This is a genomic window from Caballeronia sp. M23-90 (assembly GCF_053574605.1).
The window spans coordinates 1-15,385 of the sequence record NZ_JBSIPA010000119.1 but is presented as its reverse complement, the minus strand read 5'-3'; the positions used below and the strand labels follow the sequence as shown (position 1 = coordinate 15,385).

Below are 15,385 nucleotides of genomic sequence, written 5' to 3'. Positions count from 1 at the left end.
TCCTCCTCCTCTCCACCACGCTTCAACGACAAACCCGGCTCCGGCCGGTTTTGTCGTTTCCGGGCCGAGAGTTATCGCACGTTTTCATGGCGCTTGCACACCAGCTCGGCGGCGTCGATACCCGCATCACTTTCGGCCGATGGACCGTGTTGCCCAACTCCATCAACACGATTGCATCGGACGTCACGTTCACGGTGGACTTCCGTCATCCGGACGCGTCCGTGCTCGATGCGTTCGATACCCGGCTGAGCGCCTGCATCGAACGTCATGGCGCTACGCGCGAAGCGTTGTTCACGCATCCACCGGTCGTGTTTGCGCCCTCGGTCATCCGTCGCGTCGCAGAGGCATGCAACGCACTCTCATCACCGCCGATGAACATCACATCCGGCGCGTTCCACGACGCCATGTATCTGGCGAAGCATTGCCCGACCGCGATGCTCTTCGTTCCAAGTCGCGGCGGCATCAGCCATAACCCGCTCGAAGCCACCGACGACGATCACCTCGTTCTGGGCACGCGCGCGCTCGCGCACTGCCTGGTCCAGCTCTGCAACGAAGCACCCTGAAACTGTTACGACTTAAGGAGTCACCATGAGCACGCCGCACGTTGAACATCATCACGACAACAGCCACGAACTAGGCGAGAACGCCACGCTGCGCGAACCCATTTCCGCCGATGGCACGCCGGAGATCGGCAAGACCTATACCGTACCGGCGCGCAATGGCCGCGCGGTTCGCGTGAAGGCGGGTCAGACGATTCGCATCACCAACACGCACGGCACGCAGGTCTGTGATACGTGGATCTTCAACGCGAATCATCTCGACGAATTCCTTTCGTTCGAACACGCGCGCGCATCGCTTGATAAAGTCATTCCGCAAGCCGGCGATCCGCTGATGACCAACCATCGCCGGCCGATTGCAGAGCTCGTCGCCGATACATCGCCCGGTGTTCACGACACGCTGATGGCGGCCTGCGATTTGTATCGATACAAGAATCTCGGCGTGCATGGCTATCACGACAACTGCGCCGACAACATGCGCATGGCGTTGAAGGCCATCGGGCTGCGCGCGCGAGAAGTACCGCAACCGTTCAACCTGTGGATGAACATTCCGATCAAGCCGGACTATTCCATTGAGTGGCTGGCGCCGGTATCGAAGGCAGGCGACCATGTGGACATCAAGGCAGTGATGGATTGCGTCGTGGTGATGTCGGCGTGTCCGCAGGATATTATTCCCATCAACGCGCTCAATCCGCTGGAAGTCGAATTCACGGTGCTGACGTAGACCCTCAAACTTTTAGAAGAGCCTTCCCGATGGCCACAAAAATCCCCGCAGCACGAAAATCGGCCAGCGCACACCCGCGCGCAAGCAAGCCTGTCGAGGTTCAGCCCGATCCGGCCGCGGCACTCGGCGTGCGTCTCAAACACGCACGGATGGTCAAGCAACTGACCCTGAAAGCGCTCGCGGAGCAGGCCGGCTGCTCGGAAAGCATGTTGTCCAAACTGGAAGGCGGCCACGCGCAGCCATCGCTCGCGACGCTGCACAAGATTGCGCTGGCCTTGTCGACCAATGTGGGCGCGCTTGTATCGGGGCCCGACATCAACACGTCGCCCGTACAGCGCGCGAACGAGCGGCCGACGACCGAGTTTCCGTCAGCGGGCAAGCGGCTTTCGATCATGCTTGAACGCGTGATCGTGCCCGCTGCCGGACAGTTGTTGCAAAGCGATATTCACGTGATCGAACCGCTTGCAAGCAGCGACGAACAGATCAGCCACGCGGGCGAAGAGCTCGGTTATGTCATCGAGGGCGAGTTCGAACTGACGCTTGGCGACGAATGTCATGTGCTGCACGCAGGTGACACCTTCTACTTTCCCAGCACCGTGCCGCATAGCTACCGCAATCCGGGCAAGACGGTGACACGCGTGCTGTGGACCAATACACCGCCTACTTTCTGACGAGACATTCATGCCCGGCACCGATAGAAGCCAGATGGCGCTTCCGCGTTTCAGCGGCATTCCAACGTTCATGCGGGTGCCGTATTGCACGAATATCGATGAACTCGATATCGTGCTCGCCGGCATTCCGTTCGACGGTGGCGTCACAGCCCGTCCGGGCGCGCGTTTCGGTCCGCGCGAGATCCGCAACATGTCGAGCATGACGCGTGCGATCCATCATGTATCGCGTTTCAATCCCTTCGATGTTTGCCGCGTTGGCGATATCGGCGATGTGCCGTTCACCGATCTGTTTCATCTTGAACGCTCGCATGAAGACATCCGGCGCTTTTTCGAGCCTGTGTTCGCCGCTGGCAAGATTGCGTTGAGCGCAGGCGGCGATCACTCGATCACGTATCCGATCTTCCAGGCCATGGCGCCGAAGGCGCCTATCGGCATGGTGCATATCGATGCCCATACCGACACGTGGGACAGCTTCAAGGGATCGAAATTCACGCACGGTGCGCCGTTTCGCCGCGCGGTCGAAGCGGGCCTGCTGGATCCGAAACGTACGATCCAGATCGGCATTCGCGGCGCGCAGAATTCCGATGAAGGCTGGCGGTATTCGCTGGAAAGCGGGATGCGGGTGGTGTTTATTGAAGAGTTCGACGAACGTGGGGTGAATGCGATCATCGGGGAAGCGCGCAAGGTGATAGGCGATGGTCCGGCGTATCTTTCACTCGATGTCGATGGTCTTGATCCGGTCTATACGCCAGGGACGGGTACACCGGAGATTGGCGGTCTGACGACGCGGGAAACGTTGGGGCTGCTGCGCGGGCTGGACGGGCTTAACTGGATCGGCGGGGATGTGGTAGAGGTTTCGCCACCCTACGACCCGAGCGGTAACACGGCACTTGTTGCCGCTACGCTCATGTATGAGATTCTTTGTTTGCTGGCGCGGAGGTTTGGGTGAGGTTGGGGGGCCGGTTTTTTGTGGTCGGGGTTGCTGCTATTTGGGCTTTCGCGCATTCTGTTCTGGCTGTTCTCTTTATCACTATTAGCCACTGTGCGTGGCGGCACTTCATTTCACGGGTTTTTGCGCTGGCGCTCGGGACAGTGTTCGTTGCGGTCAGGGTTGATGCCGGGTTGCTGCTGTTTGAGCTACCGCGCGTTCTGTTCTAGCTGACTTCTTTTGCACTATTAGCCACTGTGCGTGGCGGCACTTCATTTCTTTTTCCAACGGCGAAAAAGAAACGAAGCAAAGAAAACGCCTCTCAACCGCTAATTCTTAAGTGTCCCGAGCGTGCAGTGACAACTGTTTGGTACTTTACAAGAACGCTCGACGCCGCAATCAAGAACACTTGAAACCCTCCCCCTCCGTCAACGGCAACCCACACGCTTCGCCACCAGTGTGGGAATCTGTTAACTAGGCCTCCGCGCTGCGCGCGCTGGCGCCCGAACGTAAGAGTTGGCTGTTCTGATTCCGTTTTCCCCGTGTTTGCCTAGGACCACCGGCGAAATCTCGGGCAAGTTCAGCATGCTGTAGAGCCGTTACGGCTCAACCAGTTGTTATGCGTTGGTCAGGTTTCCGTATTGACTGCCACAGTTACTAGTGGCGAAGCGTGTGGGTATCTGTTGACGGAGGGGGAGGGGTTCAAGTGTTCGTGGTTATGGCGTCGAGCGTTCTTCTGAAGTACCAAACAGTTCAAAACTGCACGCTCGGGACACTTATTTGCCCTCGGTTGGGAGGCGTTTTCTTTGCTTCGTTTCTTTTTCGCCGTTGGAAAAAGAAATGAAGTCCCGCCACGGACAGTGGCTAATAGTGATAAAGAAAACGGCCAACATTAAACGCGCAAGAGCCTGGAAAGCAGCAACCCGGCATCAACCCCGACCGCAACGAACACTTTCCCGAGCGCCAGCGCAAAAACCCGTGAAATGAAGTCCCGCCACGGACAGTGGCTAATAGTGTTATAGAGAGCAGCCAGAACAAAACGCGCGAGAGCCTGAAGAGCAGCAACCCAGCATCAACCCCGACCACTCCCCCAAGCGCCAGCGCCCTAGTGCGGTAAATCCTGCCCCTTCGTTTCAGGCGCAAACGGAATCACCGCCAACCCGACCACAAACGCAATGGCAGTCAGTGCAATCGGCACGCCGAGAGTCTTCATATGCAGCACCATCGCGCCGATGCCAAAATTCACGATTGCCCCAAAAAACCGCCCTATCGATGTACAAAACGCAAACGCCGTCGCACGCACGCGAGTCTCAAACTGCTCCGGCAACCAAAGACTGAAGAGCGCAAAGTTCCCGCCAAAAAATCCCAGCACGACCAGCAACGCAATAAACGGCACGAGCCCGTTCTCGAGATAAAACGCCCAGCCAAACGCGAGCACAATCGACGCAGCCATGCCAACGAAATACACCGCCAGCGTCATCCTGCGCCCGATCTTCTCGGCCATCGGCGGCAACGCAAGACACCCGACAATCGTACCGATAGACAACAAGCCCGTAGCAATCGATGCCATCCGCGACGCTTCCGGCTTCGTCATGCCGGCCTTCGTGGCAAGCTGGATCACCGCCGAAGGTTCATAAACCGCACCCGCCCACAAGCCGATGATCGCGACCGTCAGCAACACGGTCGCAACAATCGTCCGCTGTCTGTACTGCGCGGAGAAAATGGACCGCAACGAACTGGCCTGCTTGATAACCGTTGCTTCAACCTTCTGCCACTTGTCCGTTTCCTTCACGCGCAGCAACACGACGATCGACACAACTACCGGCACCACACCGACCAGGAACATCGCGCGCCATCCAAACGTCGCCCCGATGGTGTAGTTCAGCGCCGCCGCAATAAAGAATCCAGCGTAGTACCCGGTCTGCAGATACCCGGCGCCCATCTTGCGGCGATCTTCGGGCCACGCCTCGGCCACATATGTACCGGCCAACGCCCACTCCCCGCCAATACCCACACCCGCCAGGAATCGATAAATCCCCAACTCCCAGACCGTATGCGATGTCGCCGCAAGCCCGGTGAAAATTGCAAACGTGAAGATGGTCGCGGCTAAAACCTTGGTCCGCCCGAACCGGTCGGCGAGCGGTCCCCAGATGAACGACAGCCCCCATCCAACCAGAAAGAGCGCAAACAGGATCGACCCGGCAAGGCCCACGTTCGCTGGCGTGGCCGCATAACCGGAACGGGGCAACAGTTCGGTAAGCGCCGGCGCCAGCACCAGCGCATAGATGAACGAGTCCATTCCGTCGAGCGTCCAGCCCGCCCATGCGCCCCAGAAGCCCACTATCTGCGTCCGGTTGAGCGGCGTGCGCGTGCGCCGGCCGGCGGCTATCGTTGGTTCCAACGTGCGTGGCATGAATGTCTTCCTGGTTAAAAGCGACGCGCGCGGCAAGGGTGATCGGGCGTCTGCGGGTAAGCACCGGGTCCTGCTCAAAAGCCTTAAAGGTGCAATTTCATATATAATATTTGAAATTAGGCGGATAACCACTCCGCACTTGTACCTAGCTTCGGTGAAAAAAGCGTATGAAAAACGAGTTGAATCCGGCATTTCGCGAGGCGCAGTTCGAGCCGCGCCAAAGCACATCGCGATACATTGCGGACGCGTTGCGCTCGGCAATCGTCGAAGGTACGTTGTTGCCGGGCGAACCTCTGCGGCAGGACGCCATTGCCAGGCAGTTTTCGGTGAGCGCCATCCCGGTGCGCGAAGCGTTCCGGCAACTGGACAGCGAAGGCTGGGTAACGATCGAACAGAACCGGGGGGCGTCGGTCAGCCTTCAATCTCCTGACGAAGCGCGCGAGATCTACGAGATTCGTGCATCGCTGGAGAGCCTGGCCGTTGGCATCGCGATTGAACGTCATACGGAAGCAACCCTTGCAGAAGCGCGCGAATTGCTTGAAGCTGCTGCGAACGAGCGTGATCCGGCGCTATATGTAGTGCGCAACGAACAGTTTCATATGAGCTTGTATGCGCCGGCCGAACGCCCGCATTTGATGGAGCTGATCGGCACCATGCATAGGCGCGGCGAGCGTTATCTGCGTCTCAAGTTCGGCATGCCGACGTTCAAGGGCCAGTCCGACGCGGAGCATGAAGCCATTCTCCAGGCGCTGCACGCCCACGATACCGAGGCGGCGCAAACGCTTGTCGCGCGTCATCTGCTTGCAACGGGCGAACTGGTTTATCGTTTCCTCCACGAAGCGCAAATGCAGGCACAAGCCTCGCAACCGAAGAAACGCCGCCGCTCTTCCACCGCTTCGAAGTCCGCGTAAGCGCCGATCTTCGAGAGACAGACACCGAGGCCATCGCATGAATCCTCCCGCACAAGCCGATACCAATACCGATACCGCTCCGGCACCGCGCCAATGGAACACGCGGGCGCTGGAAAAGGCGCGGCGACTGAAAGCAATCGAAGGCTGGCTCGACAACGGCGTGCTGAAGTCCGAACGCATTGTAGATGCGCTGGAAACGCTGATTCAATCCGGCGATCGTGTCGCGCTCGAAGGCAACAACCAGAAGCAGGCGGATTTTCTCTCGCGTGCGTTTGCGAAGCTCGATCCCTCGCGCGTGCATGACGTGCATCTGCTGATATCGAGTATCAGCCGGCCTGAACACCTGACGTTGTTCGAACGCGGGATTGCGCGCAAGGTGGACTTCTCGTTCGCCGGACCGCAGAGCCTGCGTGTGGCGCAACTGCTCGAAGACGGGCAGCTCGAGATCGGCGCGATCTATACCTATATAGAACTGTATGCGCGGATGTTCATCGACCTGACGCCGCAAGTGGCGCTCGTCTGTGCGGTGCAAGCCGACCGGCACGGCAATCTCTACACGGGCCCGAATACCGAGGACACGCCGACCATCGTTGAAGCGACGGCGTTCCGTCATGGCATCGTGGTGGCGCAGGTGAACGAGATCGTCGACGAACTCCCGCGTGTCGATATCCCCGGCTCATGGGTCGATGTCGTCGTGCAAGCGGACCGGCCATTCGCGGTCGAGCCGCTGTTCACGCGCGATCCGCGTCATATCGGCGAGTTGCAGATCCTCATGGCGATGATGACCATACGCGGCATCTACGAGCGTTATGGCGTGCGGGCGCTCAATCACGGCATTGGCTTCGATACCGCCGCCATCGAACTGCTCTTGCCTACGTATGGCGCGGCGCATGGCCTCAAGGGCAAGATCTGCACGCACTGGGCACTCAATCCGCATCCCACGCTGATTCCGGCCATAGAAAGCGGCTGGGTCGAAAGCGTGCATTGCTTCGGCAGCGAAGTGGGCATGGAAGACTATATTGAAGCGCGTTCGGACGTGTTCTTCACAGGACGCGACGGCAGCCTGCGCTCCAACCGCGTGCTCTGCCAGCTCGCCGGCCAATATGGCGTTGACCTGTTCATAGGCTCGACGTTGCAGATGGACGCCGATGCAAATTCATCCACGGTGACGCTCGGACGTCTAGCCGGTTTTGGTGGCGCGCCGAACATGGGACACGATCCGCGCGGACGCCGCCATTCGAGTGAAGCGTGGTTATCGTTGATGAAAAACGATGGGCCGAATAGCGCCATCAGCCGCGGCCACAAACTCGTGGTGCAAACCGCCGAGACGTTCAAGAAAGGCGGCGAGCCGACCATCGTCGATGCGCTCGATGCCATTGCCGTCGGCAAGCAAAGCAACATGCCGATCGCCCCGGTGATGATCTACGGCGACGACGTCAGCCATGTCGTCACCGAAGAGGGCATCGCGTATCTGCACGCGGCGGAGGGCGTTGAAGAGCGTCGTGCGGCGTTGCGCGCGGTCGCGGGCGTGACGCCTATCGGCATGCGTGCCGATCCTGCGAAGACCGCCGAACTGCGCCGGCGCGGCGTGGTCGCGTATCCGGAAGACCTGGGCATTCGACGCGGCGAAGCGAAGCGTTCGTTGCTTGCGGCGCGCAGTATCGATGACCTGGTTGCGTGGTCCGGCGGTTTGTATCAACCGCCCGCAAAATTTCGCGGCTGGTAAGCGCCATGCCTTGCGCTCAGGCTGTTCTCAAAGACGTTGTTTGCGATCCATTGGCGCTCGCCGATTGCGCGACGAACGCCTTGATCGAGGAAGCGTGCCTCACGCCGAAACCTGCCTTGGTGGATCGGCGCGGCAGCGGTGCGCATCGCGATCTCGACCTCGATATCATGCTGCGTTCCGCACGCGCACTGCAGCCGACATTTCTCGCCCTGGCTCGTGCGTCATCAAACGCGCGACCTTCGCAACGCTTGCGCGAGCAGCTTGCGCGCATCGGCCGGGAAGGCGAAGTTGCGATGATGCGTGCGACCGGCGGCAGCAATGCGCATCGGGGTGCAATATGGATTGTCGGCTTGCTGCTTGCCGGAGCCGCGATGAGTCCGTCCGGCGCTTTGACAACGGTGTGTTCTCAAGCCGCCGCGATCTCGCGATTCGAGGATCGATTTGCACCTCAAGCGGTGGCACAAACACACGGCGCTTGCATCGTCCAGAAGTTCGGCGTCGCCGGTGCGCGTGGTCAGGCTGCGGAGGGTTTTCCTCATGTGCTCGAGGTCGGCTTGCCGGCGTTGCGTGAATCTCGCACAAGAGGGGCGTCCGAAAACGAGGCGCGCCTTGACGCGTTGCTTGCGATCATCGCCACGCTCGATGACACCTGTCTTCTGCATCGCGGTGGCCGCGTGGCTTTGGAAGCCGCACAATCCGGCGCGCGTGAAGTATTGCAAGCAGGCGGCGCATCGCAATCCGAAGGGTTTGCCGCCCTCTTGCGTCTGGATCGAAAGTTAATGGAATTGAACGCATCGCCCGGAGGCGCAGCGGACCTGCTCGCCGCGACGCTCTTCCTCGATACCCTGCCCTGCGTCGGCTGACGCTGAGAGATCCGCCATGGAAAACCTGCGCTACGAATACCCCGCCACACGCCCCGTGCCGCAACGCGCACATGTGGGCGTCGTGGGCTCGGGAGATCTGGAAATACTGCTGTCGCCATCGGAGACAGATCACGCGGAAGTGGTGATCCGCACGAGCGTCGATGGATACGAAACCGTCTGGAAAAGCGTGCTCGACCGGTTTTTCTCGCGATACGACGGCGCCGCAAAACTCGAGTTGAATGACTTCGGCGCGACGCCGGGCGTCGTGATGTTAAGGCTCGCCGAGGCGGTTGAAGCCAGCGAAGGAGAAGCGTCATGAATGCTCACGACAGCTTTATCGCGCAGCATAGTTTTATTGAATTGACGGCGCGTGAGCGCGCTCGCGCGTTGCTCGATCCGGGTACGTTCCGCGAGTTGCTCGGACCCTTCGACCGGCTCGAGTCGCCGTGGCTCGCCATGCAAAACGTGGTCTGCCAATCGGACGATGGCGCGGTGATCGCACGCGGAACGCTTGGCGGCGAGCCGGCTGTGATCGCGGCGATCGAACCTGCGTTTCAAGGCGGGAGCATTGGGGAAGTGTCGGGCGCGAAGATCGCGGCATCGCTTGAATTTGCGCTGCGCGAGTTCGAAGCAGGTCGCACGATACGTCCAGTGATCCTGTTTGAAACGGGTGGCGTGAGGCTGCAGGAAGCAAATCTCGGGCTGGCCGTGATCGCGGAGATCCAGGCCGCAATCATCGCGTTACGCCGATACGTGCCGGTGGTCGGCGTGATCGGCGGGATGGTGGGATGCTTCGGCGGAATGTCCCTGGCTGCGGCCTTGTGCAGCTATCTCGTGATGACGCGCCAGGCGCGGCTCGGCATGAACGGACCGGAAGTGATCGAACAGGAAGCGGGCGTTGAAGAGCTCGATTCACGCGACCGCAAGCTCATCTGGTCGATGATCGGCGGCGAGGAACGCGCAGCGGTCGGCCTGGTCGATACACTCGTTGAAGACGATACGGATCAGGTCCTGACCGCCGTACTCGACGTGTTCAAACGCGGCGTGCCGAAGAGTCATCGGACGGAACAGGTCGACAAACAACTCGAACGGCTTTCGCGCATCGATCCATCGTCGATCGACCCCGTCATTCTGCGGACACTTTGGCAAGGAGACGCATGATGAGCGCTACTCGTGGACAAATCTGGATCGACGCGCTGACATCGCGTGAACTGAATGACAATGGTCCGATCCGCAGCGCCGATGCCCCGCTCGGCGATACAACCGCGCGCTTCATCACCGTCGTGCCGGACCTTGCCAACCGCTTTCCGCGCGCCACGGACAACGTCGTCGGACTCGAACAGGGTTGGTTGCTCGCGCGTGCCGTGCGCGAAGCGCTGGACGCAGATCGCGACGCAAAGGTGAAGCGCCCGATTGTTGCTATCGTCGACGTCAAGAGCCAGGCGTATGGACGTCGCGAAGAACTGCTGGGCGTGCATCTCGCGTGCGCGGCGGGCGTCGACGCTTATGCAAGCGCCCGGCTCGCCGGGCATCCGGTGATCGCGCTGATCGTCGGCCCGGCGATGTCCGGCGCGTTTCTCGCGCACGGTTATCAGGCAAACCGCATTGTCGCGCTGGACGCGAGCGGCATCAGCGTGCACGCAATGGGCAAGGAAGCGGCCGCCCGCGTCACGCGCCGCAGCGTGGAAGGACTCGATGAACTCGGCGATCGCGTGTTGCCGATGTCCTACAAGATGAGTTCCTATGCGAAGCTCGGGCTGTTGCATGAACTCATCGAAGGGATCAATGCCGATACGCCCGGGCGTGAAGACGTCGAGCGTGTGAAGGCTTCGCTGGTCGCCGCCGTAGACGATGCACGTCGAGGTCCGAACGATTTGTCGTCGCGCTTGCAGTCGGCGAACGCAAAACGCAATCGCGCCGCGTCGATAGAAGTGCGCAAGCGCATGGCGGAGCAATGGAACGCGTCGTGAATCCCCACGACTTGTTGCGGCTTGAACAGGACGCACCGGCTTTCAAGGAAGCGCCTGCGTGGGTCGCGGCTTCGCTGGAGCGCGCGCCGTTCGCGGTAGTTCGTCGTGCGCGCAAGCGCGAGGGACGCGTTGCAGTCGGGATTCGTGGCGCGGTCCGCAGCGAACGTTTTGGCGCGTGGCTGGACATGCAACATGTTCACGCCGTGCTTACGCCTGAAATGCTAAAATCAAGAAAGCCGCATGAAACGCGTGCCGCTTTACCCGCGTTCAAGTTGCTCCAGGCCGTAGCGCCGATCTGCGAGTCGTCCGGACTTGCATGGGGACCTACGGGCAGTGTCGGCTTCGAGATGGCGAGCGACTGCGTCACAGTGACCGACAAAAGCGATCTCGATCTTTTGATGCGTGCGCCCGACCCACTCGATCGCGCCGCGGCAAAGACCTTGTTCGACGCCTTGTCGGCCGCCGCTTCCGAATTCGCAATACCAATACGTATCGACGTTCAAATCGAAACCCACGATGGCGTGTTCTCGCTCGCCGAATTTGCTCATCCGGGCGCACGCGTGATGCTGCGATCCGTCGATGGCCCGAGGCTCGTCGCCGATCCCTGGCTGACGAGTCACGCCGCATGATTGCATTCCTTTTCCCCGGCCAGGGCTCGCAATTCACGAGCTTCCTGCATACGCTCGGCGGCGCTTCGCCGCACGCGCGTATCGTCGCGACTTTCGAAGAAGCGTCGGACGTGTTGCATATGAACGTTCTCGATCTCGACAGCGTAGTCGCGTTGGAATCCACCGTTGCCGTGCAGCTCGGCTTGTTTATCGCCGGCGTGGCGACCGCGCGTGCGTTGCGCGAAGAAGGTATCGTGCCCGACGCGGTCGCGGGCTTGTCGGTGGGCGCATATGGCGCGGCGGTCGCGGCTGACGCTATTGATTTCAACGACGCCCTGCTTCTCCTGCAACTACGCGCGCAACTCATGGAACGCGCTTATCCGCATGGTTACGGCATGCTCGCGGTGTCAGGCTTGAGCGAGCGCGAAGTCGACGCCGTCATTGCCCGTACGAACGCAAAGGCGGCATTCATTGCGAATCTCAATGCGCCGCGGCAGATCGTGGTGGCCGGCGCCGACGGCGATCTCGACCTCGTGCGGCAGCAAGCGCTGCAAGCAGGCGCGCGCAAAGCCGAGCGCCTCGCGGTAAGCGTGCCGTCACACTGCGTCCTTCTGGACGATGCCGCCCGCGAACTCACCGAAGCTGCGTCGAAGGTCGAATTCAGGACGCCGTCGATTCCGTACATCGGCAATCGCGGAGCGCGTCCGTTGCGTCAGGCCGATGCAGTGCGCCTGGACCTTGCGACGAACCTGCGTTACCCCGTTCGATGGCACGATTCGACCGTCGTGCTGAGCGAACTCGGCGCGCAAGTTTTCGTGGAGATGCCGCCGGGACGCACGCTCACGCAACTCGCCGACGAAGCGTTGCCGGGCATCGCAAAGGTCGCTGTCGAACAGACGCCGATGACAACCTCAGCGGCCCTGATCAAGGCGCGCGCCGCCGACTGAAGTGAACGGACACGACACGCGCGCTTGTTATAATCGTCTCACCCGGAGAACAAGAACTAACAACCACAACCGCGCCCACGTTCTCTCAATGACCAAAAACGATCGTCTGCGTGTCCTTGCCGAAGCTTTGCGCGAGCAGAGCGTGATGCGTCTTCGCGATGCCGCGACCTTGCTCGATGTATCGGAGATGACGGTTCGCCGCGACATCTCGTCGAGCCCGGGGACATTCACTTATCTCGGCGGTTATATCGTCCGCGCGTCGGACGTGCCCAATGGATCAGGCTATACCATCGACGAAGAGAAGGATCACTTCGCGCAGGCCAAGGCGGATGCGTCTGCGGTCGCCGCGCGTTTGCTCGTGGACAGCGAGACGGTTTTCATCGATTGCGGGACGACGCTGACCACCCTCGCGCGGCTGATTCCCGCCGACATGCATCTGACGGTCGTGTGTTATTCGCTCAATGTCGCCGAGATCCTGCGGCGCAAGGCCAACGTACGGATGATCTTGCTGGGCGGCGTGTATGCGCCGTCATCGGATTCATTTTCCAGCGATGAAAGCATCGAGACGCTGAAACGCATGGGAATCAACAAGGCGTTCATATCGGCGGGTGGGGTCGACGACACGCGTGGCGTCACGTGCTGGAATTTCCATGAAGTCGCGATCAAACAGGCCGCGATGGAAAGCGCGGTTGAACGGCATCTTGTCGTCGATGCCAGCAAGCTGGGGAAAGTCAAGGCACTGCGGTTCTCTCAACTCGACAAGTTCGATTCCGTGATCACGGAGAAGGGAATGAGCCCGAAAGCGTGAGTGGCATGGATTAAATACGCTGCAGTAACGCCGCCGCAAAAAAGTCAGTCGCGCGGCGCACGCGTGCCGGTACGAACCGGCGTTTCGGCCAGATGAGGCTGACGTCCCTGGCGTCGCCAATGAAGTCCTCCAGGATCGTGATGACGTCCGGATGGTCGAGTTCATCGGCGAGAGAAACTTTCGCGAACAGGCCAATTCCAACGCCTTCCAGCACACCGGACCGGATCGTCTCGACGCTATTGGATGAAAGGTTGCCGTGAACGGCCACGCTGAACCGGCCTTCCGGTCCGACGAATGGCCAGTTTGCCGACTCGATCAGGCCGCCGTATAAAAGGCAATTGTGATCGACGAGTTCGGCAGGAGTCTTCGGTATCCCGCGTTGCTCGAAGTAGCGCCGTGATCCGACACATACGAGCGGCGTCGTGGTCACGCGCCGGACAACCGCGTCAGGTTCATCGACGGGACCTACCCGGATCGCCAGGTCGATCCGGTCCTGCACCATATCGCGCACGAAGTCCGACAGAACGAGATCGACCTGAAGGCCGGGATTGAGCGCCAACAACTCGGGTATGAGCGGAAGAATGTGAAGGCGTCCGAAGGTCGAGGACGTCGCGATCCTGATCATTCCCGAGACATTGAGCGTGCTGCTTTTCAGCTCGCTGTCGGCTTCATCCATCTCTTCAATGAGCGGTTTCGTCCGGTCGTAGTAGCGCTGCCCTTGATCCGTCAGCGTGACGCTGCGCGTGCTGCGGTTGAACAGCATCACGCCGAGACGCTTCTCCAGCGCGCCAACGGCCTTGCTGACGGCCGACTGCGAATCACCGGTCCTGCGGGCTGCCGCGGAAAAGCCGCCTGCTTCAACCACGGCGATAAACGCATCCACTTCGTGAAACCGGTCCATTGCATTCCCTTCGACTGACCCATTCGAACAGAGAATAGATCTTATGAAAAATATGCGGATTATCATTCGCCGCGAGGGGAATTATGCTGGTTTTGTCAATCACGCACAGAACAGAAGGTCTCCATGTCCACTCTTACAGACAAGATTGCCGTGATCAGCGGCGGAACGACCGGTATCGGATTAGCGATTGCCCAGCGGTTCGTCGCAGAAGGCGCGCACGTCTTCATCTTCGGCCGCCGGCAGGCACAACTCGACGAAGCCGCCAAACTCATTGGGCGCAACGTCACCGCCATCCAGGCCGATGTCACGAACGTCGATGACCTGGACCGCGTCACTGCATTGGTCAGGAAAGAAAAAGGCATCGTCGATATCGTCGTTTCGAATGCGGGCTTAACAGAGCAGGCTTCCATCGAGACCCTCACGCCCGAACACTTCGACAAGACTTTCAACCTCAACGCCCGCGCCGCGGTTTTCCTCGTGCAGAAGCTGCTGCCGCTAATGATGGGCGGCGGATCGATCGTGCTGGTTTCATCGGCGATGCACGGCATGGGCATTCCCGGACACACCACGTATGCGGCGACCAAGGCGGCGTTGCGATCCTACGCCCGCACGTGGGCCGCCGAATTCAAGGATCGCGGCATTCGCGTCAATACGCTGAGCCCGGGCGTCACCGACACGCCGATTCTCGATTCCCAGGCGAAGTCGCCCGGAGAGCGCGAAGCGCTGGTGAGGATGTACCTGAACATGATCCCGCTTGGCCGGCTTGCACGTGCCGATGAGATGGCCAGTGCGGCGCTGTTCCTCGCTTCCGATCAGAGTTCCTACATGACCGGTGCGGACCTGATGGACGACGGTGGCGTCGGCCAGGTCTGAGATCCGAATAACTATCAAAGGAGAGATCAATGAACTACGCAATCATCGGGCTTGGCAAGATCGGCACGGCCATCGCCCAGGCTTTTGCCCGTCAGGGCATCGAAGTAGCAGTGGCAGGCAGGCGGCCGCTGGACGTGCTCGCTGCGGAGATCGGCCCGTCCCTCGTCGCGCAGCGAATCGAGGACGCGGTGAAGGCCGACGTGGTCATCCTGGCCGTGCCCTTCGGTACGCATCAGGACATTGGACGGACGGCGGGAAGCTGGCAAGGAAAGATCGTGATCGATGCAACCAATGCCTACGATGTCCCACCGGAAGAGTTGGGCGGCCTGCCGTCGACCACCGCTGTTGCGAAGGCGTTTCCGGGAGCGATGGACGTTGATCCGGTGCAACGGCTCTGTCGTTCCATAAGCGATTCCACGACCCAGATCCGCCGATGGCTCCACGATAATGAAGTTGAGATCCACGCCAGCAGGGCGTGCCTGGAA

17 protein-coding genes are annotated in these 15,385 nt (G+C 60.3%); 15 read left to right on the top strand and 2 right to left on the bottom strand.

The features are described 5' to 3' along the window. The 4 genes from ACRXB1_RS14345 to speB form a co-directional block, all read left to right on the top strand. Positions 1-563, top strand: a 563-nt coding sequence (locus ACRXB1_RS14345; protein WP_449492363.1) for a M20/M25/M40 family metallo-hydrolase, incomplete at its 5' end; no start/stop codon positions are given. A 25-nt stretch (positions 564-588) separates the two neighbouring features. Then, positions 589-1,281 carry a DUF1989 domain-containing protein gene (locus ACRXB1_RS14340; protein ID WP_174364896.1) on the top strand — a complete coding sequence of 231 codons (693 nt, stop codon included), beginning with the start codon at positions 589-591 and terminating at the stop codon, positions 1,279-1,281. A 29-nt stretch (positions 1,282-1,310) separates the two neighbouring features. After that, positions 1,311-1,952, top strand: a complete 642-nt coding sequence (locus ACRXB1_RS14335; RefSeq protein ID WP_305954621.1) for a cupin domain-containing protein — start codon at positions 1,311-1,313, stop codon at positions 1,950-1,952. A gap of 10 nt (positions 1,953-1,962) precedes the next feature. Further along, on the top strand, positions 1,963-2,901 hold the full coding sequence (gene speB / locus ACRXB1_RS14330; protein WP_062001309.1) for an agmatinase: 939 nt from the start codon (positions 1,963-1,965) through the stop codon (positions 2,899-2,901). A gap of 1,084 nt (positions 2,902-3,985) precedes the next feature. Here speB and ACRXB1_RS14325 read toward each other — a convergent pair. Then, the gene (locus tag ACRXB1_RS14325; protein WP_449492362.1) at positions 3,986-5,293 is read right to left on the bottom strand and encodes an MFS transporter; all 1,308 of its coding nucleotides are present in this window, start codon (positions 5,291-5,293) and stop codon (positions 3,986-3,988) included. Between the two features lie 167 nt (positions 5,294-5,460). On the opposite strand from ACRXB1_RS14325, the gene ACRXB1_RS14320 reads away from it, so the two are divergent. The 9 genes from ACRXB1_RS14320 (at position 5,461) to ACRXB1_RS14280 (ending at position 13,126) form a co-directional block, all read left to right on the top strand. After that, on the top strand, positions 5,461-6,204 hold the full coding sequence (locus ACRXB1_RS14320; RefSeq protein WP_449492361.1) for a GntR family transcriptional regulator: 744 nt from the start codon (positions 5,461-5,463) through the stop codon (positions 6,202-6,204). A 37-nt stretch (positions 6,205-6,241) separates the two neighbouring features. Beyond that, entirely contained in the window at positions 6,242-7,930 is a 1,689-nt protein-coding gene (gene mdcA, locus ACRXB1_RS14315) for a malonate decarboxylase subunit alpha (RefSeq protein ID WP_062001306.1), read from the top strand. Between the two features lie 5 nt (positions 7,931-7,935). After that, the gene (locus tag ACRXB1_RS14310) at positions 7,936-8,793 is read left to right on the top strand and encodes a triphosphoribosyl-dephospho-CoA synthase (RefSeq protein ID WP_449492360.1); all 858 of its coding nucleotides are present in this window, start codon (positions 7,936-7,938) and stop codon (positions 8,791-8,793) included. Positions 8,794-8,809: 16 nt separating this feature from the next. Continuing rightward, the gene (locus tag ACRXB1_RS14305) at positions 8,810-9,112 is read left to right on the top strand and encodes a malonate decarboxylase subunit delta (RefSeq protein ID WP_075358752.1); all 303 of its coding nucleotides are present in this window, start codon (positions 8,810-8,812) and stop codon (positions 9,110-9,112) included. After that, positions 9,109-9,954: a biotin-independent malonate decarboxylase subunit beta gene (locus tag ACRXB1_RS14300; protein WP_174362631.1), complete on the top strand. Its 846-nt coding sequence runs from the start codon at positions 9,109-9,111 to the stop codon at positions 9,952-9,954. The genes ACRXB1_RS14305 and ACRXB1_RS14300 overlap by 4 nt, the downstream gene beginning before the upstream one ends. Then, positions 9,951-10,763, top strand: coding sequence for a biotin-independent malonate decarboxylase subunit gamma (gene mdcE, locus ACRXB1_RS14295; RefSeq protein WP_449492359.1), 813 nt, complete (start codon positions 9,951-9,953; stop codon positions 10,761-10,763). Before ACRXB1_RS14300 ends, mdcE begins: the two co-directional genes overlap by 4 nt. Beyond that, entirely contained in the window at positions 10,760-11,392 is a 633-nt protein-coding gene (locus ACRXB1_RS14290) for a malonate decarboxylase holo-ACP synthase (protein WP_449492358.1), read from the top strand. The genes mdcE and ACRXB1_RS14290 overlap by 4 nt, the downstream gene beginning before the upstream one ends. Further along, complete coding sequence (gene mdcH / locus ACRXB1_RS14285; RefSeq protein WP_449492357.1) at positions 11,389-12,318, top strand: malonate decarboxylase subunit epsilon; 930 nt, start codon at positions 11,389-11,391, stop codon at positions 12,316-12,318. The genes ACRXB1_RS14290 and mdcH overlap by 4 nt, the downstream gene beginning before the upstream one ends. An 88-nt stretch (positions 12,319-12,406) precedes the next feature. Next, positions 12,407-13,126 (top strand): DeoR family transcriptional regulator, encoded by a 720-nt coding sequence (locus ACRXB1_RS14280; protein ID WP_062001301.1) that lies wholly within the window; start codon positions 12,407-12,409, stop codon positions 13,124-13,126. 10 nt (positions 13,127-13,136) lie between these two features. Here the strand turns inward: ACRXB1_RS14280 and ACRXB1_RS14275 are convergent, their stop codons facing one another. Beyond that, a complete protein-coding gene (locus ACRXB1_RS14275) occupies positions 13,137-14,027 on the bottom strand; it encodes a LysR family transcriptional regulator (protein ID WP_449492356.1) in 891 nt (296 codons plus the stop codon). A gap of 123 nt (positions 14,028-14,150) precedes the next feature. Between ACRXB1_RS14275 and ACRXB1_RS14270 the strand changes: the two genes are divergently transcribed. Beyond that, a complete protein-coding gene (locus ACRXB1_RS14270; RefSeq protein ID WP_449492355.1) occupies positions 14,151-14,900 on the top strand; it encodes an SDR family NAD(P)-dependent oxidoreductase in 750 nt (249 codons plus the stop codon). Positions 14,901-14,929: 29 nt separating this feature from the next. Then, on the top strand, positions 14,930-15,385 hold a 456-nt coding region (locus ACRXB1_RS14265; protein WP_449492354.1), incomplete at its 3' end, for an NADPH-dependent F420 reductase.

Bases quoted from the DNA above. Each gene is read 5' to 3' on its own strand.
- ACRXB1_RS14340 (WP_174364896.1), top strand. From the start codon at position 589: ATGAGCACGCCGCACGTTGAACATCATCACGACAACAGCCACGAACTA.
- ACRXB1_RS14335 (WP_305954621.1), top strand. From the start codon at position 1,311: ATGGCCACAAAAATCCCCGCAGCACGAAAATCGGCCAGCGCACACCCG.
- speB (WP_062001309.1), top strand. From the start codon at position 1,963: ATGCCCGGCACCGATAGAAGCCAGATGGCGCTTCCGCGTTTCAGCGGC.
- ACRXB1_RS14325 (WP_449492362.1), bottom strand. From the start codon at position 5,293: ATGCCACGCACGTTGGAACCAACGATAGCCGCCGGCCGGCGCACGCGC.
- ACRXB1_RS14320 (WP_449492361.1), top strand. From the start codon at position 5,461: ATGAAAAACGAGTTGAATCCGGCATTTCGCGAGGCGCAGTTCGAGCCG.
- mdcA (WP_062001306.1), top strand. From the start codon at position 6,242: ATGAATCCTCCCGCACAAGCCGATACCAATACCGATACCGCTCCGGCA.
- ACRXB1_RS14310 (WP_449492360.1), top strand. From the start codon at position 7,936: ATGCCTTGCGCTCAGGCTGTTCTCAAAGACGTTGTTTGCGATCCATTG.
- ACRXB1_RS14305 (WP_075358752.1), top strand. From the start codon at position 8,810: ATGGAAAACCTGCGCTACGAATACCCCGCCACACGCCCCGTGCCGCAA.
- ACRXB1_RS14300 (WP_174362631.1), top strand. From the start codon at position 9,109: ATGAATGCTCACGACAGCTTTATCGCGCAGCATAGTTTTATTGAATTG.
- mdcE (WP_449492359.1), top strand. From the start codon at position 9,951: ATGATGAGCGCTACTCGTGGACAAATCTGGATCGACGCGCTGACATCG.
- mdcH (WP_449492357.1), top strand. From the start codon at position 11,389: ATGATTGCATTCCTTTTCCCCGGCCAGGGCTCGCAATTCACGAGCTTC.
- ACRXB1_RS14280 (WP_062001301.1), top strand. From the start codon at position 12,407: ATGACCAAAAACGATCGTCTGCGTGTCCTTGCCGAAGCTTTGCGCGAG.
- ACRXB1_RS14275 (WP_449492356.1), bottom strand. From the start codon at position 14,027: ATGGACCGGTTTCACGAAGTGGATGCGTTTATCGCCGTGGTTGAAGCA.
- ACRXB1_RS14270 (WP_449492355.1), top strand. From the start codon at position 14,151: ATGTCCACTCTTACAGACAAGATTGCCGTGATCAGCGGCGGAACGACC.